This window comes from Vibrio tapetis subsp. quintayensis, from assembly GCF_030409945.1.
In the GTDB taxonomy this organism is placed as follows: Bacteria; Pseudomonadota; Gammaproteobacteria; order Enterobacterales; family Vibrionaceae; genus Vibrio; species Vibrio quintayensis.
Window position 1 is genome coordinate 15,467 of record NZ_JAUFQV010000040.1, and the last position, 25,740, is coordinate 41,206.

General features: G+C 44.1%; 22 protein-coding genes. 18 read left to right on the top strand and 4 right to left on the bottom strand.

What is annotated here, in order from left to right; genetic code table 11:
• The first annotated feature begins 42 nt into the window (after positions 1-42).
• The 6 genes from QWZ04_RS20750 (at position 43) to QWZ04_RS20775 (ending at position 7,850) form a co-directional block, all read left to right on the top strand.
• A complete protein-coding gene (locus tag QWZ04_RS20750; RefSeq protein WP_290330160.1) occupies positions 43-768 on the top strand; it encodes a thioredoxin fold domain-containing protein in 726 nt (241 codons plus the stop codon).
• Positions 769-813: 45 nt separating this feature from the next.
• A complete protein-coding gene (gene recJ / locus QWZ04_RS20755; protein WP_290330204.1) occupies positions 814-2,553 on the top strand; it encodes a single-stranded-DNA-specific exonuclease RecJ in 1,740 nt (579 codons plus the stop codon).
• Between the two features lie 231 nt (positions 2,554-2,784).
• A protein-coding gene (prfB, locus tag QWZ04_RS20760) for a peptide chain release factor 2 (protein WP_290330161.1) occupies positions 2,785-3,883 on the top strand; the annotation gives its coding sequence in 2 pieces (ribosomal slippage) (positions 2,785-2,859 and positions 2,861-3,883; 1,098 coding nt in all).
• Between the two features lie 30 nt (positions 3,884-3,913).
• A complete protein-coding gene (lysS, locus tag QWZ04_RS20765; RefSeq protein ID WP_290330162.1) occupies positions 3,914-5,446 on the top strand; it encodes a lysine--tRNA ligase in 1,533 nt (510 codons plus the stop codon).
• A 310-nt stretch (positions 5,447-5,756) separates the two neighbouring features.
• Complete coding sequence (locus tag QWZ04_RS20770) at positions 5,757-7,094, top strand: sigma-54-dependent transcriptional regulator (RefSeq protein WP_290330164.1); 1,338 nt, start codon at positions 5,757-5,759, stop codon at positions 7,092-7,094.
• A 501-nt stretch (positions 7,095-7,595) separates the two neighbouring features.
• On the top strand, positions 7,596-7,850 hold the full coding sequence (locus QWZ04_RS20775; RefSeq protein ID WP_290330165.1) for a DUF1127 domain-containing protein: 255 nt from the start codon (positions 7,596-7,598) through the stop codon (positions 7,848-7,850).
• 39 nt (positions 7,851-7,889) lie between these two features.
• On the opposite strand, the gene QWZ04_RS20780 is transcribed toward QWZ04_RS20775, so the two are convergent.
• Positions 7,890-8,924, bottom strand: a complete 1,035-nt coding sequence (locus QWZ04_RS20780) for an NADP(H)-dependent aldo-keto reductase (RefSeq protein ID WP_290330205.1) — start codon at positions 8,922-8,924, stop codon at positions 7,890-7,892.
• A 207-nt stretch (positions 8,925-9,131) separates the two neighbouring features.
• On the opposite strand from QWZ04_RS20780, the gene QWZ04_RS20785 reads away from it, so the two are divergent.
• Positions 9,132-9,437 carry a DUF6482 family protein gene (locus QWZ04_RS20785; protein WP_290330166.1) on the top strand — a complete coding sequence of 102 codons (306 nt, stop codon included), beginning with the start codon at positions 9,132-9,134 and terminating at the stop codon, positions 9,435-9,437.
• Between the two features lie 41 nt (positions 9,438-9,478).
• On the opposite strand, the gene mutH is transcribed toward QWZ04_RS20785, so the two are convergent.
• Entirely contained in the window at positions 9,479-10,150 is a 672-nt protein-coding gene (gene mutH, locus QWZ04_RS20790; protein ID WP_290330167.1) for a DNA mismatch repair endonuclease MutH, read from the bottom strand.
• A 624-nt stretch (positions 10,151-10,774) separates the two neighbouring features.
• On the opposite strand from mutH, the gene rppH reads away from it, so the two are divergent.
• Genes rppH through QWZ04_RS20815 form a run of 5 tightly spaced genes read left to right on the top strand, consistent with a single transcriptional unit; the run spans position 10,775 to position 16,042 of the window.
• A complete protein-coding gene (gene rppH, locus QWZ04_RS20795; protein ID WP_290330168.1) occupies positions 10,775-11,293 on the top strand; it encodes an RNA pyrophosphohydrolase in 519 nt (172 codons plus the stop codon).
• A 4-nt stretch (positions 11,294-11,297) separates the two neighbouring features.
• Positions 11,298-13,547, top strand: coding sequence for a phosphoenolpyruvate--protein phosphotransferase (ptsP, locus tag QWZ04_RS20800; protein ID WP_290330169.1), 2,250 nt, complete (start codon positions 11,298-11,300; stop codon positions 13,545-13,547).
• 8 nt (positions 13,548-13,555) lie between these two features.
• Complete coding sequence (locus tag QWZ04_RS20805; protein ID WP_290330170.1) at positions 13,556-14,356, top strand: sulfite exporter TauE/SafE family protein; 801 nt, start codon at positions 13,556-13,558, stop codon at positions 14,354-14,356.
• An 18-nt stretch (positions 14,357-14,374) separates the two neighbouring features.
• Positions 14,375-15,187: a prolipoprotein diacylglyceryl transferase gene (gene lgt, locus QWZ04_RS20810; protein WP_290330171.1), complete on the top strand. Its 813-nt coding sequence runs from the start codon at positions 14,375-14,377 to the stop codon at positions 15,185-15,187.
• A 3-nt stretch (positions 15,188-15,190) separates the two neighbouring features.
• A complete protein-coding gene (locus QWZ04_RS20815) occupies positions 15,191-16,042 on the top strand; it encodes a thymidylate synthase (protein ID WP_290330172.1) in 852 nt (283 codons plus the stop codon).
• A gap of 169 nt (positions 16,043-16,211) precedes the next feature.
• Here QWZ04_RS20815 and QWZ04_RS20820 read toward each other — a convergent pair whose 3' ends face one another.
• Complete coding sequence (locus QWZ04_RS20820; RefSeq protein WP_331813002.1) at positions 16,212-17,360, bottom strand: Na/Pi symporter; 1,149 nt, start codon at positions 17,358-17,360, stop codon at positions 16,212-16,214.
• A 402-nt stretch (positions 17,361-17,762) separates the two neighbouring features.
• On the opposite strand from QWZ04_RS20820, the gene nhaR reads away from it, so the two are divergent.
• The gene (nhaR, locus tag QWZ04_RS20825; protein ID WP_290330173.1) at positions 17,763-18,653 is read left to right on the top strand and encodes a transcriptional activator NhaR; all 891 of its coding nucleotides are present in this window, start codon (positions 17,763-17,765) and stop codon (positions 18,651-18,653) included.
• Positions 18,654-18,779: 126 nt separating this feature from the next.
• Positions 18,780-19,082, top strand: a complete 303-nt coding sequence (locus QWZ04_RS20830; protein ID WP_290330174.1) for an ArsR/SmtB family transcription factor — start codon at positions 18,780-18,782, stop codon at positions 19,080-19,082.
• A 127-nt stretch (positions 19,083-19,209) separates the two neighbouring features.
• Here the strand turns inward: QWZ04_RS20830 and rpsT are convergent, their stop codons facing one another.
• Positions 19,210-19,470 (bottom strand): 30S ribosomal protein S20, encoded by a 261-nt coding sequence (rpsT, locus tag QWZ04_RS20835; protein WP_102523005.1) that lies wholly within the window; start codon positions 19,468-19,470, stop codon positions 19,210-19,212.
• Positions 19,471-19,727: 257 nt separating this feature from the next.
• On the opposite strand from rpsT, the gene murJ reads away from it, so the two are divergent.
• The 4 genes from murJ to lspA all read left to right on the top strand — a co-directional run bounded on the left by murJ (position 19,728) and on the right by lspA (position 25,733).
• Positions 19,728-21,290 (top strand): murein biosynthesis integral membrane protein MurJ, encoded by a 1,563-nt coding sequence (gene murJ, locus QWZ04_RS20840; RefSeq protein ID WP_290330175.1) that lies wholly within the window; start codon positions 19,728-19,730, stop codon positions 21,288-21,290.
• 91 nt (positions 21,291-21,381) lie between these two features.
• Complete coding sequence (ribF, locus tag QWZ04_RS20845) at positions 21,382-22,317, top strand: bifunctional riboflavin kinase/FAD synthetase (RefSeq protein WP_290330176.1); 936 nt, start codon at positions 21,382-21,384, stop codon at positions 22,315-22,317.
• Between the two features lie 63 nt (positions 22,318-22,380).
• Positions 22,381-25,221, top strand: coding sequence for an isoleucine--tRNA ligase (gene ileS, locus QWZ04_RS20850; RefSeq protein WP_290330177.1), 2,841 nt, complete (start codon positions 22,381-22,383; stop codon positions 25,219-25,221).
• Positions 25,221-25,733 (top strand): signal peptidase II, encoded by a 513-nt coding sequence (gene lspA / locus QWZ04_RS20855; RefSeq protein WP_290330178.1) that lies wholly within the window; start codon positions 25,221-25,223, stop codon positions 25,731-25,733. The genes ileS and lspA overlap by 1 nt, the downstream gene beginning before the upstream one ends.
• Positions 25,734-25,740: the final 7 nt, after the last annotated feature.

Here is a 25,740-nt window from a genome sequence, read left to right on the forward strand (position 1 = left end):
TATTTAGTTACTCGTTATTAATTGTTAAAAGGTGAACCTATCATGCGTTTTTTACGCCAACTCGGATTAATCGGCTCGACATTTTTACTTTCTTTTTCTGCTTTAGCTGATAGCGCCGATGTAAGTTCAATTACGGATCGTTTCGCCAAACTTGGCATTGTTGTCGAAGACGTAGCACCAAGTGAAGTGGGTAGCTTGTTTGAAGTGAGCACCAATCAAGGTCTGTTCTTTGCGACCGCTAAAGGTGACTATTTTCTCCAAGGGAAACTGTACTCTTTGGACGAAAAAGGCCAATTTACCGATGTTGTCGCCAAGCGTTATGCTGAAAAAATCAAAGATTACTCAGACAGCTGGATAGAGTACAAAGCTGACAATGAGAAACACGTGGTCACCGTATTTACCGATATTGATTGCGGATACTGCTTAAAGCTACACCGTCAAATGGCTCAGTATAATGAAGCGGGTATTACCGTTCGCTATATGGCCTATCCTCGTGCTGGTGTTGCTAGCGATGTTGGGCTGCAAATGGCAAATATTTGGTGTTCAGCTGACCCTAAAGCAGCGATGGACGAAGTGAAACTTAAGCGCACATTGAGCAATAAACCCGAAAACGCTCAAAAGTGTGTTGAAACCATTGCGCAGCAGCACGATCTTGGTGCTAAGTTAGGTGTACGTGGCACCCCTGCGATTGTGGTTGATGGTGGCAATATTGTGGGCGGTTACTTGTCGCCACAAGATCTACTTGAACGCTTAGAATTACTTAATTAATTTTAGAATACAGGGCTTGGTCGATCGCTAAGCCCTTGGTCAAATATAATGAAAATTGAACGCCGTCCCGAACCCGATCTATCTCTTCTTCCTGATACCATTCCTAAGTTATTGCGCCAAATTTACATTGCAAGGGGAATTACCTCTGAAAAGCAATTAGAACGCGGTGCCAAAGGTTTGCACTCTTATCGCCAGTTGGATGGTATTTCAGTGGCGGTGGATTACCTGTTTGAAGCAATAAAGCAGCAGCAGCGTATTATCGTGGTTGGCGACTTTGACGCCGATGGGGCAACGAGTTCTGCGCTGTCTGTGATGGCATTGCGCATGTTAGGTAGCCAAAATGTCGATTATCTGGTGCCAAACCGGTTTGAAGATGGTTATGGACTGAGCCCTGAAGTAGTGGATCAAGCCATTGCAATTGGTGCGCAGTTAATCATGACGGTAGACAACGGGGTGTCCTCTATCGATGGCGTGCGTTATGCCAAAGAAAAAGGCCTCACCGTAGTGGTGACTGATCATCACTTACCAGGGCAATCTCTACCTATTGCAGATGCCATGGTGAACCCAAACTTAGCCAGTTGTGGCTTTCCATCTAAAGCGTTGGCCGGTGTTGGCGTTGCGTTCTATTTGATGATGGCTCTGTGCGTTGAAATGCGTCGAGTTAATTGGTTTGCTGATCATAATATGGTTGAACCTAAGCTCATGGAGCTTATCGACTTGGTTGCACTAGGAACCGTAGCCGATGTCGTGCCGTTGGATGAAAACAATCGAATTTTAGTACATCAAGGTCTGCAGCGTATTCGTGCTGGTAAAGCTCGCCCGGGTATTCAAGCACTAATTGAAGTGGCTAAGCGTGATGCTCATCGATTGATCGCCTCTGACTTTGGCTTTGCTTTAGGCCCACGAATTAATGCTGCTGGTCGTCTTGACGATATGTCTTTTGGGGTTGAGCTATTGATGAGTAACAACATCCATGCTGCTCGCCGTATGGCCAGTGAATTAGATTCCCTCAATCAAACTCGTAAAGAGATCGAAGAGGGAATGAAACAAGAAGCAATGGCATTTTGTGAGCGCTTACAGTTTGGTGAGGGCAATGAACTGCCTTATGGGCTGGCATTGTTCCAAAGTGATTGGCATCAAGGTGTGATTGGAATTCTAGCATCGAGAATCAAAGAAAAATTTCATCGCCCTGTGGTGGCCTTTGCTGATGGTGGTGAAGGGCTGATAAAAGGATCTTGTCGTTCTATTCCGGGATTGCACATGCGCGATGCCCTAGACTGCATTGATACACAAAATCCAGGTTTGATTGCTAAATTTGGTGGTCACGCCATGGCAGCCGGGCTGACCATTAAAGAGGTGGATTTTGACCGATTCAGTGCTTTATTTGATGACGTGGTTCGCAAAGAGTTAGCTGATAGTTCATTGCAAGGAATATTACTCTCTGATGGTGAGCTACTACCAGAAAGCTTTAATATGTCGACAGCGGAAGAACTCAGAGCTGGTGGACCATGGGGGCAAGGTTTCCCAGAGCCGTTATTTGATGGAGAGTTTAAAGTTTTGCATCAAAAACTGGTGGGTGAGAAGCACCTTAAATTGATGTTAGAGCCTTTGCATAAAGGTATGGGCAGCCAAGCCATGATTGATGGCATTGCATTTAACGTTGATCTACGTCGCTGGCCTGACACCTCGGTAAAAACGGTGCGTTTGGCTTACAAGCTGGATATTAACGAGTTTCGAGGTAACCAAACCCTACAGTTGATGATCGATCATATCGAAGCCAACTAGCCCCGATATTCAATAGACCAACAAAAGCAAAAATGAAAATCATAAGTTTATGTTATGGTTTGGTTTTTGTTGGTTTTGGTCGTGATATCGTATTGTAGCCTGCTCTGAGCCTTTATCTTAAAGGCAAAGTGCGCTTTTTCTATTGCTGTTCAAATGAATTTTTCCTGTATCTTCATCACATTTTTGAGTAGAATTATTCGGTTATTTTCTACTCATAAATGATGAGACAACATGTTCGAAATCAATCCTATTAAAAACCGCCTGCAGGATGTGTCTGAACGCACAAATATCCTGAGGGGGTACCTTTGACTATGACGCTAAAAAAGAGCGTTTAGAAGAAGTCAATGCAGAGCTAGAGCAATCCGATGTATGGAACGAACCTGAGCGCGCACAAGCACTTGGTAAAGAGCGTTCTTCACTAGAAGCGATTGTTGAAACCATCGACCAATTAGACTTGGGCGTAGAAGACGTCGAAGGCCTACTTGAGCTTGCCGTTGAAGAACAAGATCAAGAAACGTTTGATGAAGTTGAACCTGAACTTGCTGAGTTAGAAGGCAAGCTAGAAAAGCTTGAGTTTCGTCGCATGTTTTCCGGTGATCATGATGCATCAGATTGCTACATCGACCTTCAATCTGGTTCTGGTGGTACTGAAGCGCAAGATTGGACTTCAATGTTGCTGCGCATGTTTTTGCGTTGGGCTGAAGCCAAAGGTTTCAAAACTGAAGTGATCGAAGTATCTGGCGGCGAAGTTGCTGGCCTTAAAGGCGCAACAGTACGTATCTCTGGTGAATACGCTTACGGTTGGTTACGTACTGAAACCGGCGTTCACCGTTTGGTTCGTAAGTCTCCATTTGATTCAAGTGGCCGTCGCCACACTTCATTTGCCTCTGCATTTATCTATCCAGAGATTGATGACAACATCGATATTGAAGTAAACCCATCAGACTTACGTATCGATGTATATCGAGCGTCAGGTGCGGGTGGCCAGCACGTTAACACCACCGAATCTGCGGTACGTATTACTCACGTACCCACTAATACGGTTGTGCAGTGCCAGAATGATCGTTCTCAACATAAGAACAAAGATCAAGCGATGAAGCAGTTACGAGCTAAGCTATTTGAGTTAGAACTGCACAAGCAAAATGCTGAGAAGCAAGCGAATGAAGACGCCAAGTCTGACATTGGCTGGGGAAGTCAAATCCGTTCATACGTATTGGATGACTCCCGTATCAAAGATTTACGCACTGGCGTTGAAAACCGCAATACTCAAGCGGTTCTTGACGGTGATTTAGACAAATTTATCGAAGCTAGCCTGAAATCAGGTTTGTAAGCTTTTAGCGACTTAACGGGTACATCTAAAATGACTGATGCTGTTCAAAACGAAAATCAACAAGAAGCTTCTTCACCTGAAGAGAACAAACTGATCGCTGAGCGTCGTAGCAAGCTAGATCACATTCGCCAGAACTGTAAATCAAACGGTCACCCTAACGACTTCCGTCGTGAAAACCTAGCGGGTGATCTACAAGCGCAATTCGGTGAAAAGAGCAAAGAAGAATTAGAAGAACTGAACCACATTGTTGCGATCGCGGGCCGTATTATGGCAAAGCGTGGTCCTTTCCTTGCAATTCAAGAAACGTCTGGCCGTATTCAAGCATACGCAGCGAAAGATGTTCAAAAAGTATTGAAAGAGAAATACCAAGGTCTTGATATCGGTGACATCATCGGTGTGAAAGGCGCACTGCACAAATCAGGTAAAGGCGATCTTTACGTGAACATGGAAGAGTTTGAATTGCTAACTAAAGCACTTCGTCCGCTCCCAGAGAAGTTCCACGGCCTAACTGACCAAGAGATGCGTTACCGTCAGCGTTACGTTGACCTTATTGTGAACGAAGATTCACGTAATGCATTCATCGTTCGTTCTAAGCTGGTTTCTTCTATCCGTAACTTCATGAGCGCGAAAGGCTACCTAGAAGTTGAAACACCAATGATGCATGTTATCCCTGGTGGTGCAACGGCACGTCCTTTCATCACTCACCATAACGCGTTAGACATCGATATGTACCTACGTGTAGCACCGGAACTTTACCTGAAGCGTTTGGTTGTAGGTGGTTTTGATCGCGTATTTGAAATCAACCGTAATTTCCGTAACGAAGGTTTGTCTCCTCGTCACAACCCAGAATTCACTATGATGGAATTCTACCAAGCGTATGCTGATTACAAAGATCTGATGGATCTGACTGAAGAGATGCTAAGCACGGCAGCAATGGACGTTCTTGGCGCAACTTCGATGCCTTACGGTGACGAAACAGTAGAGTTTGGCGGCACATATGCTCGCATGAGCATGTTTGAAGCCATTAAGCAGTACAATCCTGAGCACGCTCAAATTCAAGCTCTGACAGAAGCAGACTTGCAAGATCGTGACCTGATGGTATCTATTGCTAAATCAGTACACGTTGATGTAGAAACGTTCTGGACATGTGGCCAACTTCTTGAAGAAATCTTTGGTGAAACCGCTGAACCTCAGTTAATTCAACCAACGTTCATCACTGGCTACCCAGCAGACATTTCTCCATTAGCTCGTCGTAGTGATAACAATCCATTCTTCACTGACCGTTTTGAGTTCTTCATCGGTGGCCGTGAAGTTGCCAATGGCTTCTCTGAGCTAAATGATGCTCAAGACCAAGATGAGCGCTTTAAAGCACAAGTTAATGCGAAAGATGCAGGTGATGACGAAGCGATGTACTACGACGCAGATTACATTACAGCACTAGAGCACGGCTTACCGCCAACGGCTGGTCAAGGCATTGGTATTGATAGACTGGCTATGTTGTTTACCAACACGCACACTATCCGTGACGTAATTTTGTTCCCGGCGATGCGACCACAGCAATAACCCCAATTACTCAATATTAGAAGCCACCTTTTTAGGTGGCTTTTTTTTAACTCAAACTTTAGTTTATTTAGTAAGGAGTGTGATTTAACTCTAGAAAACGAGACTTATGGATTAGGTTTAGTTATGAGAACCTTTATGAGTATAATTATTCTATAGGCGCATGCGGCGTATTGGTGGTTGAGAGTCTATAATTAGTCTTAATATTGAGAAATTGACCATTTTGTTGATTCGTTTTGTAAATTGAGCTCAAGATATCGCTACGATAGCGTGGATGTACAGCAGAGCATATTAAGTTAAGGATGTATTAATAATGGGTACTCAGTTCCGAATGGATTCTGTACCAGGTTCACTGGTTGTTGTCGGCGGCACATACGAACCTTGGCTTGCAGTATTAGAACAAGTCGGCTGGCGTTGTCAGCGTTGCGATGATTTAAGAGAAGCTCACACACTATTTAACGAGATCGGCCCGTGTATCGGAATTGTCGATCTAAGCCAAGACGAATTTAGTTTAAACGGGTTAGCAAACCTAGTCAGTAGCCATAAGCAAGTTCGCTGGATAGCCTTTATTCGAGAGTCTCAACTGAGCTCTGATACTATTTGCCAGTTTATTGTTAACTTCTGTATCGACTTTTTTACCGCGCCAATTCCAGATGCACAGCTTCATAGTGCGATTGGGCATCAATTAGGCATGCTAAAACTGGAGAGAAAAGTTTGGCCTTATTACGGTCAGAACGATGACATGGGCTTGCTTGGTGAGTCGATGGCGATCAAGCGCTTGAGAGATCAAGTAAAACGAATTGGCCCAACGGATGTCAGCATTCTTATTTTTGGCGAATCCGGTGCTGGTAAAGAAAACGTCGCTAGGGCGATCCATTCCACCTCATCAAGAGCAAAGAAGCCTTTTGTCAACGTGAATTGCGGCGCAACCTCAGAGCTCCGTATAGAGCAAGAAGTCTTTGGGATCGGCGGTCCTGCTGCTGGTAAAGAGATGTCGATACTGGAACAAGCTGACGGTGGAACACTGCTGTTTAGCGATATTCTCAATATGCCTAACTCTCAGCAACAGCATTTACTGTTCTACCTACAGGAGGGGAAGGTTGAAACAAAAACAGGTATTAAGTCAGTTGATGTACGAATACTGGTTGCCAACCACTCCGATATGGAAAAAGCGCTGCTTGAAGGAAGCTTTAATGAAGAGCTATACCATCGACTGAACGTCTTGAGAATTAATGTCCCTAGCTTAAAAGATCGTTCTGGTGATATTGCTTACCTATCGAATTACTATTTGATGATTTATTCTCAAGAGTATAACGCGCAAGCTCGCAGCTTCTCAGAGCAAGCACTTAAGGCGCTTACACAACATTATTGGCCAGGAAACTTACGCGAGTTAAGTAACCAGATAAAGCGCGTTGTCTTGATGTCGGATAGCGTCATCATTGAAGAGTCTCAACTCGATTTGCCAAAACGCAGCGATAACCGCAGAAGCCTAAAGGCGATTAGAGAGCGCTCAGAACGAGATGCTTTGATCACGGTACTTGAATCACATCAAGGGCATGTGACGCCAGCGGCAAAAGAGTTGGGTGTCTCTCGCGCAACGATGTATCGTCTGTTGAATAAACACAGCTTGATATCTGAACAGCTTAATTGATATTAATGTTAGTTAAGTAATTGTCATATAACAGGTAATATCGATACAAAGCACTGGCGTTCCCCGGTGCTTTGTAACTTTATCGTCTATGATATAACCATTTTGCAATAAGATGTACTGCACTTTATTCCTCTTAAAGCCGCAAGCTAGAATAAATGCTTTTAATTATCGGTGCTGTGAATGAGTTGTTGAAGAAATAACTCATTAGGTTATTATTTAACCGTAACATCACGTTACGACTCTACTCAAAATTTTTGGATTAATTGTTAGGAGGTACACATGTTTAATTTCATTTCTACACAACATGATTGTGCCGATTTTGGTTTCATTAAATACGCTGATATGGCCTGCACCAGCAGTACACATCGCGATACTGAACTAAAAAATTAATTAATCCGTAACCCTTGGGCTGCGGAAGAAGCAGCCTAACAGGGTAAATCTCAATGCAGATCTCTCCGAACGTCAGATGCTTTTTCCAGTCGCCTTATCTGGAGAAATATTATGCGTCATTCAATTTATATTCGTTTAGCGACACTACTTTTAACCGCTGATCTTAAGCGTGAAGAACGTGAATGGAAAAGCCGAGTTCGCCGAGTGCGCAGCCATATTCCGTGGGAAAATGCACATCTACTACGTGATATTGGTTTAGACGGTGAAGGTCGACCTGTTGGCACATTATCTGAGCCACCGGCTGTGACTGCTGAGCGCCGTGTTCGTCATCTTCGTCGCTTAGTTCGGACTAGAATTCCTACGTAATAGAAGGGGCAGCCACAAAATACTGCCCCACAAATTTAACTAAGGGCAAGGGTTGGAGTAAGTGGTTCCAACCTTTTGCAAGTCAGACATAAGCTCGTCTGACAAACAGGCATCCAAACTATCAATATTGGCTTTTAGTTGCTCCAGATTGGTTGCACCAATGATATTAGAAGCCACAAATGGTTGTTGATTCACAAAGGCTAATGCCATCTGAGCAGGATCTATTCCATGTTTATGAGCCACATCGACATAGGCTTGAGTAGCGGCGATCCCTTGTGGAGTAAAGTAACGGACGAAGCGCTCAAATAATGTACAGCGAGCATCTTTAGGTTGAGCATTGTTTAAATATTTACCAGACAGACATCCGAATGCCAGTGGTGAATAGGCCAATAGCTGAGTCCCTTCAAAATGGGCGATCTCAGATAGACCAACCTCAAAACTTCGATTCAACAAATTGTAAGGGTTTTGAATACTGACAATGCGTGGAAGCCCGTGTTTTTCCGCTAGTTTTAGAAGGCTCATTACTCCCCATGGCGTTTCATTAGATACGCCAATATAGCGTATCTTTCCTTGCCTTATCACGTCTGCCAGTGCTTCTAGGGTTTCGATTAAGGTGACTTCTTGCTGCTCGTCTGGGTAAGGGTAATTTAGCTGACCAAAGCAGTTGGTTTGTCGCTGAGGCCAGTGGAGCTGATAAAGATCGATGTAATCGGTGTTTAAGCGATTAAGGCTGTCGTCGACGGCTTGATGGATATTACGCCAATCGTGGGCCATATTATCGCGAATATAGGGGAGATTTCTTGGGCCTGCGACTTTTGTAGAAAGCACGACCTTTTCTCGTTTTCCTGATCTTTCCAGCCATTTTCCAATGTAACTTTCTGTGAGGCCTTGTGTTTTTTCAGTCGGTGGGACGGGGTACATTTCAGCGGTATCAATAAAGTTAATACCACGCTCGATGGCATAGTCTAGTTGGGAGAATGCTTCTTGTTGAGTATTCTGCGCACCAAACGTCATGGTGCCCAAACACAGTGGGCTGATTTCTAATGTCGAATGAGGGAGCTTCCTTAGCTGCATAATATTTCCTTGTTTTTCTTTCAATATATCCTCCTTTTTTGTTTATTGGTCAATATTTGTTTTGTGCGCCTCCCTAATTAAGGATCTCCGTCTATGCTTATTTACAACACTATCAATTTACGCTTGCCGTTAAGAGCAGGCTGCTGCTGGTGATCTTTTGCCATCAACGACACGGATCTTTTACGATACTAAGGAGAGGAAGAAGCCATGAATAAGGAGCAACTAGACCATTGGCTGCATGCAAAGCATATAGACCGTGCTGCAGAGCCAAAAATATATGTGATCAGTTGTGCTAATTTGACGAGTTATTTATTAGCAGTGGAATACAAGCATCACTTAGAGCCCATACGACTAAAAGATGAGCCTGTGCATTACAAATCGCTTGACCAAGTGAAAGAGGAATTGCATCGCTTAGGGGTTCATAATGCGTATTTGAGGCTTCACAACGTTTATGACGAGTGTGGAAGCCCCGAAATGGCGCCTTATCACGATATTAAGCTAGCGATTCACTAATTATTCTATCGAGCGTTAGGCTAGCGATAGAATAATAGGCGCTAATCAGAGAAGAAGTGATTTTGCAGAATCTGATGAGTGAACTGTGTCCGTAGATAAAAGCCACGTGGCAGTGTCATTATAGGTTTGCCATTGCTTCCATAGGCTTCTGTGAGTGCTCGACTGTTGGCGGCTTTCGGCCTGAGTTGCATTACTTCACCGTGTTTTGCGGTAATTTGCTCCACTTGCCCCAGCACAATCATCTCCATCAACTCTTCCCAATCATGGCGTAATTGATTTTCTTCGGCTTCGGTTGGGCTCCACATGATCGGGGTGCCAACTCGACGATCTTTTAATGGGATCTCTCGCTCCCCTTCGACCGGGATCCACAGCACCTTGGCTAACTTATGACGAACATGGCTGTCCTGCCAGTTTAAGCCATGGACCCCAATCAGTGGCGCAACAGAAACAAAAGTGGTTTCAAGTGGCTTGCCCTCGTGGCTGATTGGAATACTCTTTAATTCAATGCCAAGCTCTACGAAGTCGGGTTGTGGTTTGCTTCCGGCAGTCGCGCCTAAGTGCCACTCGAGCAATTGTCCAACCCAGCCTTTGTCTTTTTTAAGGTTTTCAGGGACGTCGATCTTTGCTTCTTTTGCTAACTCGTCAAAGCAATAGCCAGAGATAGATAGTGCTCGTTCAAATAGTTCAGATTCGGTTGTTGGAGTGGTCTTCATAAGCTGCTCTTTATTAATATCACCGAGATGTTATCACAGGGTAGAGCTGTACCGTGATAGTGAGGAAAAACTGATCAGCACGAGCAGAAAATGATCTTTTACCATGTTATCCACAGGCTGCAGGTTGGAAATTTAAAAAAAGCCATTACTGGATCGATAATCAGGGGTTTTAGAGCCGTTCAAGCCATTGATATCCTCGCTTCAGCGTAACAAATGAACAGTGAGTGTGGATAATACTGTTATTGATGGATCTTTGTTCGATCTGTTTTTTTGCTAGTTTGATAAGATCTAAGTTAGTGAGGTAAGGTTAATGCTATTGTTATAAGTAATTGATATTAAATGCTTAGGCGGCTGGCCTTGTTGTTTTTTCGTTAACGTAATATCAATGGTATAGTTTGATCATTCTGACTTTTATTCTTTTCTTCACACAGTTACGCACAGAAAAGGTGAATAAATGTGGCTCATGTCTCACTTATTTGTTGATAACTATCGATCTGATTAAAACTTATCCAATGCGGTGATTATGGCATAGAAAAAAATGCTTTCTGCGACATGGAAGTTTGCCCCTGTTGGGGATATGTGGAAAAATCGCAGGTAACAGAGATTTATATTAGAGGTTAGCCAGTGATCGATGGCGATGGTTACCGCTTAAATGTGGGAATTGTAATTTGTAACAACCATGGTCAGGTATTCTGGGCGAAGCGATACGGGCAACATTCGTGGCAATTTCCTCAAGGGGGAATTGATGAGGGTGAAACACCTGAAGAAGCGATGTTTCGAGAATTATATGAAGAAGTCGGTTTAACCAAACAGGATGTAAAAGTTGTAGCGACAAGCCGTCATTGGCTACGCTATAAGCTACCTAAAAGGTTAGTTCGATGGGATTCAAAGCCAGTATGTATCGGACAAAAACAGAAATGGTTTCTACTGCGAATGGATTGTGATGAATCTCAAATTAACATGCAGCGTGGTAGTACCCCTGAATTTGATGGTTGGCGTTGGGTAAGTTATTGGTACCCGGTTCGTCAGGTCGTTTCTTTTAAGCGTGATGTGTATCGCCGCGCAATGAAAGAATTCGCGACTTTTGCTATGCCTTTTAGAGAACGGAAAATAAAAGGTAAGCGTAAAAATCGTAGAGGATAAATCAATGCTCACTCAGCTAAGGGAAATAGTTGAACAAGTTTCTCGAGTTGAAAACATTCATCAAGCTTTGGATGTTTTAGTACAAGAAACCTGTTTGGCTATGCAAACTGAGTGTTGCACGGTTTATTTTGCCAATGATGAATTGCAGCGTTTGGAGCTTATGGCGACCAAAGGTTTGCATTTTGAAGGTGATCAAGTTTCTCTTGGCTACCATGAAGGGCTTGTTGGGTTGGTTCGGCGTTCTGCTGAGCCCCTGAATTTAGCTGAAGTTACCTCTCATCCTAATTTTAAATATGTTCCTGAACTTGGTGAGGGGATATACAGCTCATTTCTAGGCGCTCCTATCATCTATCGTAAACAGGTGTTAGGCGTGTTAGTTATCCAGCAGAAAACACCGCGTTTGTTCAGTGAAATTGAAGAGTCTTTCTTCGTTACCCTATCGGCACAATTAGCGGTAATCATCGCTCATGCCCAGGCTCAAGGCCACTGGCTCATTAATGACGCGAGTAGCCAGGTGTTGTCGGGCATTGCTGCCTCACCAGGTGTTGCGATTGGTGAGTACTGGTGGGACGACACCCAACCCAAGTTATCCGATGTTTACCCGGCGAGCACGCTGAACATCGAATTAGAACAAGAGTGGTTGTCTCTTGCGATTGAAAGTGCGGTTGGTGAGTTTCGTCGTTTAAGAAAAAAATTCGATAACGACATTAACAAAGACGCGTTAGCTATTTTTGATTTGTTCACCCATTTGTTAAATGATCCCATGCTTCGTAAAGATCTGAAACTTCAGATCCAAAAAGGTGATCGCGCTGATTGGGCGTTAAGACAAGTGGTTGAGCGCTATTCAAATCGCTTTGCACAAATGTCGGATGTCTATTTAAGAGAGCGAGCACAAGATGTCCGTGAGCTTGGTCAGCGTTTGCTGTATTTTTTGCATTGCAATGAATTTGGTGAGCAAACTTTCGATCGTAGTGTCATATTAGTCGTCACAGAGCTTACCGCATCAATATTGGCCAGCATGCCACGAGACAAATTATTGGCGGTGGTTTCGATTGAGGGAGCTGCAAACTCTCATGCTGCTATTTTATCCCGAGCGCTGGGTATTCCAGCTGTGATGGGAGCAAATCTTAATCCTAAAATGCTGACTGGCAAGGTGGGGATTGTAGACGGTTACAGTGGCGATATTTTTGTTGACCCGTCAGAGCAAGTGCTTAATGAATACGAAGAGCTGCAAAGCGAAGAACATGAACTGTCCGATCTAGTTGAAAGCGAATTGTCGCAACCGGCTTGCACGCTCGATGGTTGTGATATCGACGTCTTACTGAATGCCGGCTTGAGTGCCGACAGCCAAATTGCCATCAACAAAGGCGTGAATGGCGTAGGGCTATATCGGACTGAAATCTCATTCTTGCTGAAGCAAAGGTTCCCCTCGGAAGAAGAGCAGGTGGCGCAATACCGAAGTGTGCTCCAGAGTTATCCTAAAAAATCGGTGGTGATGCGAACCCTTGATGTTGGAGGAGACAAACCGCTACCATACTTGCCTATCGAAGAAGACAACCCGTTTCTTGGCTGGAGGGGAATTCGTTTTACGCTGGATCACCCCGATATTTTCTTGATGCAGCTGCGAGCGATGATGAAAGCCAGTGCAGGGCTAGAAAACTTGAGTATACTGCTGCCGATGGTCTCGGGTAGCCAAGAGCTCGATGAGGCGTTGAAGCTGATTCAACATGCTTATGATGAAATAAAATTGAGTCAACCGACCTTGGTGCAACCTAAAGTTGGTGTGATGCTTGAAGTCCCATCAATGCTGTTTCTGTTACCACTCATTGCTGAGCGTATCGATTTTGTTTCTGTCGGAACCAACGACCTGACTCAATATTTATTGGCTGTCGATCGGAACAATGCTCGAGTATCCGATGTCTATGAATCGGTACACCCTGCTGTTGTGCAGGCGTTAGCCATGATTCATTCGATTTGTAAGCAACATGCTTTACCTGTGTCTATCTGTGGAGAATTGGCGGGTGACCCGGTTGGAGCACTATTGGCTGTTGGTTTAGGTTACCGCTCGTTAAGTATGAATACCTCAAATGTGGCTCGTGTGAAATACATACTACGACAGGTGAACTTAACGGAACTGGAAGCCTTGGCGGAATCAGCGTTGACACAGGCTTACGGCCACACTATTTATAGCCAAGTGTTGGCTTATTTAGAAAGCAAAGAACTTGCTGGTTTTGTGCGAGCAGGTAAGAAGTAGAGGCTCCATTGAACATAGAATTATTATTGCAGTTTTTGGCGCTAGGCTCCTTTGTTGGCGTTATGGCCGGTTTACTGGGTATTGGTGGAGGGCTTATTGTTGTTCCTGCTTTAGTTTCTTGGTTATTACCGCAAGCGGGCGTTGATGACAGTATTGTCATGCATGTCGCACTTGGCACATCATTAGCGACAATCATTCTTACCTCAGGATCTTCTGCCTTCAATCACCTTAAACTGGGCAACGTGGACTTGTTCGTTGTGAAATGGCTATTGCCCGGAGTTGTCATTGGTGGTGCGGCAGGGTCATTCATTGCAGAGGCGATACCGTCTCAGTACCTTATAAAAGTATTTGGCGTTATTGTGCTCTTACTTGCACTACAAATGCTCATTTCCATCAAAGCGACGAAAGTCTACCCCATGCCTAGCCAACCAATAACTCTGCTTTCAGGCAGTGCTATTGGTGTTTTATCCACTTTGGCGGGGATTGGTGGAGGGTCTTTAACGGTTCCATTCTTAAGCCGCCACGGCGTTGATATGCGCAAAGCGATTGGTAGCTCCTCAGTTTGTGGCTGTGTAATAGCCATTGCAGGTATGGGCGGCTTTGTTCTTAACGGTGTTCAGGCGGATGGTTTACCAGAATATAGCTTAGGGTATGTGTACTTGCCTGCGTTATTTGGTATCGTAGCCACCTCAATGCTCACTACTCGTTTAGGGGCAAAACTGGCCTCACGTTTACCGACGGCAGTGCTTAAAAAGATCTTTGCTCTTTTCCTGCTGTTTATTGCGTGCCGCATGTTGTTGCCACTGTAACTAATAAGAGAAAATAATATGAATCAAGGTTTTATCGCCTTTCCTCAAATTGATCCTATCATGTTTGAGATTGGCCCTGTGGCGCTTCGCTGGTACGGTTTTATGTACTTAGTGGGCTTTATGTTCGCTATGTGGTTAGCCAATAGACGCGCAGATAAACAAGGCAGCGGTTGGACTCGTGAGCAAGTTTCCGATCTGCTTTTTGCTGGTTTCCTTGGTGTGGTATTAGGCGGCAGACTGGGCTACGTATTCTTTTACCAATTCGATATGTTCTTAGAAGATCCTCTATACCTATTTAAGGTTTGGACGGGCGGGATGTCATTCCACGGTGGGCTACTTGGTGTGATCACTGCCATGATTTGGTATGCCCGCAAAAACGGTCGAACCTTTTTCGCAGTTGCTGATTTTGTTGCGCCATTAGTGCCATTTGGCTTGGGTATGGGTCGCATTGGTAACTTTATGAATGATGAACTGTGGGGGCGTGTAACCGACGTGCCTTGGGCAGTATTGTTCCCAAGTGGTGGATTCTTACCGCGTCACCCATCTCAGCTGTATGAATTTGCACTAGAAGGTGTGGTGTTGTTCTTCATTCTTAATTGGTTTATTAAGAAACCGCGTCCAGCAGGCGCTGTGTCTGGTTTATTCTTAGCGGGTTATGGTGCTTTTCGTTTCATCGTTGAATATTTCAGAGAACCAGACGCGCATTTAGGCTTGTTTGGTAACTTCATTTCCATGGGGCAAATACTTTCTCTACCAATGGTGATTGCTGGTGGCTTACTTGTGTTGTGGGCGTACAAATTCAATCATCAAACTAGTCATTCAAAAGGTTAAGCTGTGAAACAATATTTAGATTTATGCCAACGCATCGTTGATCAAGGAACGTGGATTGAAAATGAACGTACAGGTAAACGTTGCCTTACCGTGATTAATGCCGACTTGAGCTACGATGTTGGAAATCAGGCTTTTCCTTTAGTGACAACACGCAAAAGTTTCTGGAAGTCAGCGGTCGCTGAATTGCTAGGCTATATTCGTGGCTACGATAATGCAGAAGATTTTCGCAAGCTAGGCACCAAAACATGGGATGCCAACTCGAACCTAAATGAAGCGTGGCTTAATAATGTTCATCGTAAGGGTGAAGACGACATGGGGCGCGTTTATGGCGTTCAAGGGCGAGCTTGGGCTAAGCCTGATGGTGGTTCAGTTGATCAATTACGTAAAATCGTCGATGAACTGTCTCGTGGTGTCGATGACCGTGGAGAGATTTTAAATTTCTATAACCCAGGTGAATTTCACATGGGCTGTTTACGCCCGTGTATGTACAGTCATCACTTTTCATTACTTGGTGATACTTTGTACCTCAATAGCACCCAACGCTCTTGTGATGTCCCGCTGGGCTTGAATTTCAATATGGTTCAAGTGTACGTATTCCTAGCCATCATGGCACAGATCACCGGCCATAAAGCAGGTGTGGCGTACCATAAAATTGTGAACGCTCATATTTATGAAGACCAGCTAGCACCAATGAAAGACATTCAGCTCACTCGTGAGCCATTACCAGGCGCCACTTTTCATATTAACCCTGAGATTAAATCTCTAGAAGATCTAGAAGCCTGGGTAACCTTGGATGACTTCTGGGTGGAAGACTACGAGTGCCATGACGCGATTAAGTACCCTTTCTCTGTGTAGGAAGTGAAGTTCTAAGTACTTAGCTCGAAACTCTAAGTAAAAGCAGAGTGCTGATACTAGGTTAAGATTGATAAGGTTTTAGCACATAAATCAAAAGGCCCCAACACTTTGCAGTGTTGGGGCCTTTTCTATTTTACCGGTTGTAATCGAGCGCTTTTGGGGCGATGAATTAAACGGTAAGAGCCAGAATCGTACCAGGCATCACAAGGAAGACAGCGATTAGGTAACCTGCAACCACTGATTTGTTCTTAACGGCCATATCAGAGATAAGGTCTGCACCTTTAATTGGCAGTTCACGTAAGAACGGGATGCCAAAGATAAGTAGAGTCGCTAGCAAGTTAAACGCTAAGTGTACCAGTGCAATTTGCAGAGCAAAAACAGCGTACTCACCAGAAACAGCGGTTGCAGCCAGTAGAGCAGTGATACAAGTACCGATGTTTGCACCTAAGGTGAACGGATAAACATCGCGAACTTTTAATACACCGTTGCCAACAAGTGGCACCATCAGGCTAGTTGTCGTTGAAGATGACTGAACCAAGATAGTAACGATTGAACCTGACGCGATACCATGTAGAGGACCACGACCAATAGCGTTCTTTAGAATTTCACGAGCGCGGCCAACCATTAGGCTCTTCATCAGTTTACCCATAGCGGTAATAGCAACGAAGATTGTCGCAATACCTAGAACGATCATCGCCACACCACCAAACACACTACCGTAAGCCGCTAGAGGCTCTTGGATAGCGCCGATAACAGGTTTAGTAATCGGTTTGATGAAGTTCATGCTTCCCATGCTCATATCGCCAGTCGCTAGCATTGGCGAAACTAACCAATGTGAGATTTTTTCTAAAATACCAAACATCATTTCTAGTGGTAAGAAAATACAAACCGCTAGAAGGTTGAAGAAATCATGTACGGTTGCACTAGCAAATGCGCGCTTGAACTCTTCTTTACAGCGTACGTGACCAAGGCTAACAATAGTATTGGTTACTGTTGTACCAATGTTTGCCCCCATGATCATCGGAATGGCTGTTTCAACAGGAAGACCGCCGGCAACAAGGCCAACGATAATAGAAGTGACGGTGCTTGAAGATTGGATTAATGCGGTTGCCACTAGGCCGATCATTAGGCCAGCAACAGGGTGGGATGCAAATTCAAAAAGGGTTTTTGCATGTTCTCCAGTAGCTAATTTAAAACCGCTTCCTACCATAGATACAGCAAGTAATAGTAGGTAAAGCATGAACGCCAAGTTAGCCCAGCGTAACCAACGAGTAGTGCTCGAAATCGGTGCCGCTGCAGTAGTAGCTTGGTTCATCATAGTTTGCTCCGTTGACCTTTATTAAATAAGTTAGGTCGGTTAGTGAATCTGAAAGCGATACTAGAGATGAAATATTTCAGTTATATGACAATTTTATTTAAGAATGGCTTTTTTTGCTGATTTTGCGGTTTAAATATTCACTGCTTGAATGATGTTTTTAACTTATTGTTTTATATAGTTTTATTTGACTAATTAAACGCTGTTTTTTATAGTAAAAGTAAAATAAAACTCACGTTTGACCAGCGCTTTTCGTTTGTTACATGTCATTTTTGTCACATTAGCGATTCAATTTTCGGTAATACCGATATTAATTAAGTTATGTATCGGAAAATCCGAAAGCCATAGTTTATGGAGCCGATATTGATTATCATACAGGCCAACTTTATGTGAGCGAGTTTGAACATGTCCCACCTGAATTATAATCACCTTTACTACTTTTGGATGGTGTGTAAACAAGGCTCAGTCTCAAAGGCGGCTGATGCTCTGTTTCTCACTCCTCAAACAGTAACGGGTCAGATCAAAGCGCTAGAAGAGCGAATGGATGGCAAACTGACTAAGCGAAACGGTCGCAGCGTTGAACCGACAGAGTTGGGGCAGTTGGTGTTTAAATATGCCGATAGAATGTTTGGTTTGAGCTATGAAATGCTCGATATTGTGAACTACAGCCAGCGTTCGAATATTTTATTTGAAGTAGGTGTTGCTGATGCGTTATCTAAACGGCTAGTCAGTAAGATTTTAATGACGACGGTTCCAGAAGACAACGGCATACATTTACGTTGTTTTGAGTCGACTCATGAATTGTTATTAGAGCAGTTGTCCAAGCATAAGCTAGATATGATCATCTCTGATTGCCCTGTCGATTCGAGCCAAAGCCCTGGCTTGTATAGTAAGAAACTAGGTGAATGCAGCATGAGTTTCTTTAGCTCACGTGCGATCTGTAACACGGCTTTTCCCGCGTTATTAGAGCATCATAAATTGCTGATTCCAGGAAGTCGAACTTCGATGGGAAGAAATGTGCTCCAATGGTTCGATAGATTAGGCCTACAGCCTAATATTTTGGGCGAATTTGATGATGTGGCACTCATGAAAGCGTTTGCTCGCTATCATCAAGATGCTATTTTCCTCGCACCCAGCTTATATATGGCTGAAGTGGGGGAGGATACGTCACTGCATCTAATTCATGAAGTATCTGATCTAAAAGAAGAGTATTATGTTATTTTTGCAGAACGAATGATTCAACACCCAACAGTGAAGAACGTTTGTGATGCCGATTTCACTAGTTTATTCCAGTAATGACTAGTAAAAAGTTTGACCAGTACGTGTTTGTATTGGTTAAAAAAGGGGTCTAGCCATGTATACAAAAAAAATAATAAGGCTAGATAAGTGGTAATTTTGAGTTTGGCCCATGGAGGCTGGTAAATGAACTTACAGGAAATGGAGCAGAATTCTGCTCAAGCTGTTGTGCTGTTAAAAGCGATGGCAAATGAAAGGCGTCTACAAATTTTGTGTTTACTACATAATAATGAACTCTCTGTAGGAGAGCTATGCAGTCAACTGGAACTGAGTCAATCTGCGTTATCGCAGCATTTAGCTTGGTTAAGACGTGATGAACTTGTTGCAACGCGAAAAGAAGCTCAGACGGTATATTACTCGTTAAACAGTCATGAAGTACAAGAAATGATTAAGTTACTACACGGGTTGTACTGTCAAACTGAAGCGTAACTAACGCTTTTCTGTTATCGCAATAATGGGGATGTTGCGATAATAGAATCCAAATAATGAAGAAATTCATATATTTCAGACATAAAAAAACCGACCTAGGTCGGTTTTTACTAATTCAAATTTCTAATTAAAGAGCTTTGATTGCCGCTGTGAAACGAGACTTGTGACGAGCAGCTTTATTCTTATGAATAAGGCCCTTAGTCGCCATGCGGTCTAGTAACGGTGTAACTGCAACTAGTGCAGCTGTAGCAGCTTCTTTATCACCAGCTTCGATAGCTGTGATAGTTTTCTTCATGTAAGTGCGCATCATAGAACGACGGCTAGCGTTGTGCTGGCGACGTTTCTCAGCTTGGATAGCGCGCTTCTTAGCAGATTTACTGTTTGCCAAGGGTCTAACTCCCAAAAACTTAGTTCGGTGACAATTTAAGGGCGAGGAATATCCCTCATTTACGCTTAAATGTCAACTGATTTGTGCAAAAACCCACCTAGGCCAAACAAACTTTGGATTGGTAAGGTCATCGCGGTTAAGATGGCGTGGATTCTAACAGCATTTTGAAACCAATGCTAATTATTATGTGCGCTGATTGACTTCTAAAGTTGGGTTTATTTTTGGTGCGCGGTTTTTCTGTTTTATAAGAGGTTGTTGTGAGTAAAAAACTGCTCAAGTCTGGATTGATAGTCAGCATGATGACATTGGTCTCTCGCGTATTAGGTTTGGTTCGTGATGTGGTTGTGGCGAACTTGATGGGAGCCGGGGCAAGCGCAGATGTGTTTTTCTTTGCTAACAAGATACCTAACTTTCTTCGCCGCCTGTTTGCTGAAGGTGCTTTCTCGCAAGCATTTGTTCCTGTACTGACTGAATATCATGCGGCGGGTGATAAAGACAAAACTCGTGACCTTATCGCTAAAGTTTCAGGCACTTTGGGTGTTCTTGTTACCTTAGTGACCATCGTGGGTGTACTAGGCTCTGGTGTGGTGACGGCATTATTTGGCGCTGGTTGGTTCATTGACTGGCTAAATGACGGCCCATCGGCACCAAAATTTGAGCTTGCGAGTTTCATGCTCAAAATTACTTTTCCTTATTTGTGGTTTATTACTTTTGTTGCGCTGTCTGGTGCCATACTCAATACACTTGGGAAATTTGCCGTTTCATCATTTACGCCTGTTTTTTTGAACGTCATGATCATTGGCTCGGCGGCATTTATTTCTCCTCAATTAGCCCAACCTGAAGTCGGCCTTGCGATTGGTGTCTTCTTGGGGGGCTTAGTGCAGTTTGTATTTCAATTGCCGTTTCTGATTAAAGAGGGGGTACTGGTCAAACCAAAATGGGGATGGCGCGATCCTGGTGTCGTTAAAATCCGCACTTTGATGATCCCTGCTTTATTTGGGGTGTCGGTTAGCCAGATAAACCTGCTGTTTGATACCTTTATTGCCAGTTTTCTAGAAACGGGCTCGATCAGCTGGCTTTATTATTCCGATAGGTTGCTTGAATTTCCGCTTGGCTTATTTGGTATCGCGATCGCGACCGTGATTTTACCTGCTTTGTCACGTAAGCACGTCGATGCGCAGAGCAGTGGCTTTGCAAATACCATGGATTGGGGCGTTCGCATGGTATTGCTACTGGGCATTCCTGCGATGGTCGGTTTGGTTGTGTTGGCCAAACCTATGTTGATGGTTTTGTTTATGCGTGGTGAGTTTACGCCAGACCACGTAGAGCATGCTTCGCTTTCGCTGATGGCCTATGCTTCAGGTTTGCTTAATTTCATGCTAATTAAAGTGTTAGCGCCAGGGTATTACTCCCGTCAAGATACAAAAACGCCCGTGCGTTATGGCATCATTGCGATGGTTACCAATATGGTCTTTAATGCTATTTTTGCTTCGTTTTATGGCTACATTGGTTTGGCGATGGCAACAGCCCTGTCAGCATTTGTGAACATGGCTCTGTTGTATCGCGGTTTGCACTTACAACAGGTTTATCGCATTTCGAAACTGACCTTTATCTTTGCCGTTAAGTTAATTGCTGCGGCAGTTGCCATGGGAAGTACCATCATTTGGTTATTGCCAGAAATGTCAGTGTGGCTGAATTGGACTTTCTCTAATCGAGCGTTGTGGTTGACAGGCCTTATTGGGGCGGGTGCTTCGGTTTATATCGTGGTCGTATTCATTTTAGGTATTCGACTGAATCATCTGAAAGTGGCGGCCGATTAAGCTAGCCTGTATTTTATGCGAGCATCAGTATATAATCCGTCGGTTTGACGCACTATTAATAATCACCAACTGAGTCATAGATAGAGTTTTCATGGAGCTAATTCGAGGCATACACAATATTCAACCTCGTCACAAAGGTTGTGTATTAACGATTGGTAATTTTGATGGCGTACATTTAGGCCATCAGCAAGTGCTTAGACAAGTTTCTGACAAGGCGACCCAATTAGGGCTGCCAGCCGTTGTCATGACCTTTGAACCTCAGCCTATGGAGTTCTTTGTCGGTAATAAAGCTCCTGCGCGTTTAACGCGTTTAAGGGACAAACTGACTCAGTTAGATAAACTCTCTATTGAGCGATTATTGTGTGTTAATTTTAATGCTGGTTTTGCTGGCTTAACAGCAGAACGTTTTATCGGTGATTTGCTGGTTCGGCAGTTAGGAGTCAAGTTCTTGGTTGTGGGTGATGATTTTTGCTTTGGTAAAGGTCGTCAGGGCAATTTTGAAATGCTTCAACAGGCCGGCATTAAGTACGGGTTTGAGGTGGTCAGTACACAAAGCTTTTGTGTGCAAGATATGCGTGTCAGTAGCACGGAAATCAGACAAGCCTTAGCCAGCAACGACTTGAAGTTAGCCGGTGAGCTATTAGGTAGAGCTTATAGTATCAGTGGCCGAGTTTCGCACGGTCGGAAACTGGGACGCACTATTGGCTTCCCAACCGCTAACATACCGCTTAAACGCTGTGTTTCACCAGTATCTGGTGTGTATGTGGTTCAAGCCAGTTTTGATGATCGTATTGCGGTTGGTGGTGTGGCGAATATTGGCCAACGTCCAACGGTAGAGGGTGTACGGCAGCAGCTTGAAGTTCACCTGTTCGATTTTCAACAAGACTTGTATGGCAAAGCCCTGCAAGTTTCATTGCTGCATAAATTACGAGATGAACTAAAATTTGAATCTTTTGATGCTTTAAAAGCACAAATAGAATTGGATGCTGAGGCAGCGAGGGTGTGGCTGCGTCAGCTTAATGGTTAATCGGATGATTCCACCGATTAATATAATGTCTAACTTCGCCCAATATAACGGAATTAAGAATCGATGAGTGATTATAAAGATACCCTGAACTTACCTGAAACAGGGTTTCCAATGCGCGGAAATCTGGCCAATCGTGAGCCAGAAATGCTTAAGCGTTGGTACAAAGAAGACCTTTACGGTGAGATCCGTAAAGCTAAGAAAGGCAAAAAATCTTTCGTTTTGCACGATGGTCCTCCATATGCCAACGGTGATATTCACATTGGTCACGCACTGAACAAGATTCTTAAAGACATTATTATTAAATCAAAAACACTTTCTGGTTTTGATGCACCGTACATCCCAGGTTGGGACTGTCACGGCCTACCAATTGAGTTGATGGTTGAGAAAAAGAAAGGCAAGCCGGGCCAAAAAATCTCGGCTTCAGAGTTCCGTGAAGAGTGCCGCAAATACGCAGCGAACCAAGTTGAAGGTCAAAAAGAGAGCTTTAAGCGTCTTGGCATCATGGGCGAGTGGGACAAACCATACCGCACGATGGATTTTGACACTGAAGCTAACATCATCCGCGCATTAGGTAAAATTGCAGATCAAGGTCACCTACTAAAAGGCTTTAAGCCAGTTCACTGGTGTACTGATTGTGGCAGCGCATTAGCTGAAGCTGAAGTGGAATATCAAGATAAAGTATCGCCATCAATTGATGTTCGTTTTCTAGCGGCCGACGAAGCAGCAACATTAAGCAAATTCAGTACTCCTGAAGGCCATCATGGTGAGGGTGAAGTTGCTGTTGTTATCTGGACAACAACGCCTTGGACACTTCCAGCAAACCGTGCGGTAGCACTGCATGCTGACCTTGAATATGTCCTTGTACAAGTTGAAGCTCAAGGTGAGCAAAAAGCGCAACGTTTAATCCTAGCGTCAGAGTTGGCTAAATCTGTGATGGATCGTGCTGGTATTGAGCACTTCCACAACTTAGGCTTTGCCAAAGGTTCAGATTTAGAATTGCTTCAATTCAATCACCCATTCTACGATTTTACGGTTCCTGCCATTCTTGGTGAGCACGTAACGACAGATTCAGGTACGGGCGTAGTGCATACTGCTCCTGGCCATGGTCAAGAAGATTTCGTGGTTGGTAAGCAATACGACCTTGAAGTAGCGAACCCAGTTGGCTCTAACGGCGTTTATCTGCCAGACACCGAACTATTTGCTGGTCAGCACGTATTTAAAGCGAACGATTCTGTACTTGAAGTACTTAAAGAAAAAGGCGCTCTACTACATCATCATGCTTATGAGCACAGCTACCCACATTGCTGGAGACATAAAACGCCGATCATCTTCCGTGCAACTCCTCAGTGGTTCATCTCTATGGACCAAGCGGGCCTGCGTGCTAAAGCACTAGAGTCAATCAAAAGTGTTGAGTGGATGCCTGAGTGGGGCCAAAGCCGCATTGAAGGTATGATCGAAGGTCGCCCAGAATGGTGTATCTCTCGTCAGCGTACTTGGGGTGTGCCAATTGCTCTATTCGTACACAAAGAAACATCGGATATCCACCCAGACAGCCCTGCGCTCATTGAAAAAGTAGCGAAGTTGGTTGAAGAAAAAGGCATTCAAGCTTGGTGGGATCTCGATGCTGCCGATTTGATGGGCGCTGAAGATGCAGAAAAATACGAAAAAGTACTCGATACTTTGGACGTATGGTTCGACTCAGGAGTGACTCACTACTCTGTGGTTGACACGCGTGAAGAATACGCAGGCAACAGTGCAGATCTTTACCTTGAAGGTTCAGATCAACACCGTGGTTGGTTCCAATCGTCACTGATTTCATCTATTGCAATGAAAGATGAAGCACCTTATAAACAAGTGCTCACTCACGGTTTCGTTGTTGACGGAAACGGCCGTAAGATGTCTAAATCTATCGGTAACGTAGTTGCGCCTAAGGATGTAACCAACAAGCTTGGTGCTGACATTCTACGTTTGTGGGTAGCTTCTACTGATTACACTGGCGAAGTTGCGGTTTCTGATGAAATCCTAAAACGCAGTGCCGATGCTTACCGTCGTATCCGCAACACAGCACGTTTCTTCTTGGCGAACTTGAACGGTTTCAACCCAGAAACAGACCTTGTTCCAGCTGAAGATATGGTGGCATTGGATCGTTGGGCTGTAGGCCGTGCTTTTGCTGCTCAAGAAGAAATTGTTAAAGCGTATGGCGAGTACAACACTCACGCCGTAACACAACGTTTGATGCAGTTCTGTTCTATCGAAATGGGTTCTTTCTACTTAGATGTCATTAAAGACCGTCAGTACACGGCTAAGCAGGGCGGTCACGCTCAACGCAGCTGTCAATCGGCGCTTTACTACATTGTAGAAGCGCTTGTTCGTTGGATGGCGCCAATCATGTCGTTCACAGCGGACGAGATTTGGAATGAAATGCCAGGCGCTCGTGATAAGTTTGTCTTCACTGGCGAATGGTACCAAGGTTTGGTTGACCTTTCTGAAACTGAAGACCTAAACAACGAATTTTGGACACAAATCCAAGAAGTTCGTGGTTCAGTGAATAAGTTGCTAGAAGACGCTCGTAAAGAGAAAACCATTGGTGGTTCTTTGCAAGCAGAAGTGACGCTTTATGCTGATGAAGCTTTAGCGGCTAACATCAACAAACTAGAAGACGAACTGCGTTTTGTTCTGTTGACATCACAAGCGGTTATTAAACCGTTATCAGATAAGTCTGACGCAGCACAAGCGACTGAGGTTGAAGGTCTATTCGTAGAAGTTGCGGCAACAGAAGCTGAAAAATGTGATCGTTGCTGGCACCACACTGCAGACGTTGGTCAAACAGAAGGTCACGAGAAAATTTGTGGTCGCTGTGTATCTAACGTTGCAGGCGAAGGCGAAGAGCGTAAGTTTGCATAATGAGTAACGAGCAAGCACTGTCAATCAAGCAATCGGGCGTTCGCTGGCTTTGGCTAGCGGTCGTGATGTTCATTGCTGACATCGCCATTAAGTTGGTGGTGATGGATAACATGGTGTACGGCTGGAATGGCAGAATAGAAATTTTGCCATTCTTTAACCTACTCTATGTCCATAACTATGGTGCTGCGTTTAGCTTTCTTAGCGATCAAGCCGGTTGGCAGCGTTGGCTGTTTACCGGTATTGCTTTCGGTGTTTGTGGCATGCTTACCTATTGGATGAGTAAGTTACCAGCGAAAGAAAAATGGAACAATATTGCGTATGCACTCATCATTGGTGGTGCTATGGGTAATGTGTTTGATCGTGTAGTGCATGGCTTTGTAGTGGATTACCTAGACCTTTTTTGGGGTAACTACCATTGGCCAGCATTTAATTTAGCTGACTCAGCTATTTGCATTGGTGCGGCGATGATCATACTCGACGGTTTCCGAAAAAAAGAAAGCGACGAAAAGTAATTGCTCT

Coding starts and splice junctions, on each gene's coding strand:
- QWZ04_RS20780 (WP_290330205.1), bottom strand. CDS start 8,924: ATGCAGCTAAGGAAGCTCCCTCATTCGACATTAGAAATCAGCCCACTG.
- lysS (WP_290330162.1), top strand. CDS start 3,914: ATGACTGATGCTGTTCAAAACGAAAATCAACAAGAAGCTTCTTCACCT.
- QWZ04_RS20770 (WP_290330164.1), top strand. CDS start 5,757: ATGGGTACTCAGTTCCGAATGGATTCTGTACCAGGTTCACTGGTTGTT.
- lgt (WP_290330171.1), top strand. CDS start 14,375: ATGAATCAAGGTTTTATCGCCTTTCCTCAAATTGATCCTATCATGTTT.
- lspA (WP_290330178.1), top strand. CDS start 25,221: ATGAGTAACGAGCAAGCACTGTCAATCAAGCAATCGGGCGTTCGCTGG.
- ileS (WP_290330177.1), top strand. CDS start 22,381: ATGAGTGATTATAAAGATACCCTGAACTTACCTGAAACAGGGTTTCCA.
- QWZ04_RS20785 (WP_290330166.1), top strand. CDS start 9,132: ATGAATAAGGAGCAACTAGACCATTGGCTGCATGCAAAGCATATAGAC.
- ribF (WP_290330176.1), top strand. CDS start 21,382: ATGGAGCTAATTCGAGGCATACACAATATTCAACCTCGTCACAAAGGT.
- mutH (WP_290330167.1), bottom strand. CDS start 10,150: ATGAAGACCACTCCAACAACCGAATCTGAACTATTTGAACGAGCACTA.
- QWZ04_RS20820 (WP_331813002.1), bottom strand. CDS start 17,360: ATGATGAACCAAGCTACTACTGCAGCGGCACCGATTTCGAGCACTACT.
- nhaR (WP_290330173.1), top strand. CDS start 17,763: ATGTCCCACCTGAATTATAATCACCTTTACTACTTTTGGATGGTGTGT.
- QWZ04_RS20830 (WP_290330174.1), top strand. CDS start 18,780: ATGAACTTACAGGAAATGGAGCAGAATTCTGCTCAAGCTGTTGTGCTG.
- QWZ04_RS20775 (WP_290330165.1), top strand. CDS start 7,596: ATGCGTCATTCAATTTATATTCGTTTAGCGACACTACTTTTAACCGCT.
- ptsP (WP_290330169.1), top strand. CDS start 11,298: ATGCTCACTCAGCTAAGGGAAATAGTTGAACAAGTTTCTCGAGTTGAA.
- QWZ04_RS20750 (WP_290330160.1), top strand. CDS start 43: ATGCGTTTTTTACGCCAACTCGGATTAATCGGCTCGACATTTTTACTT.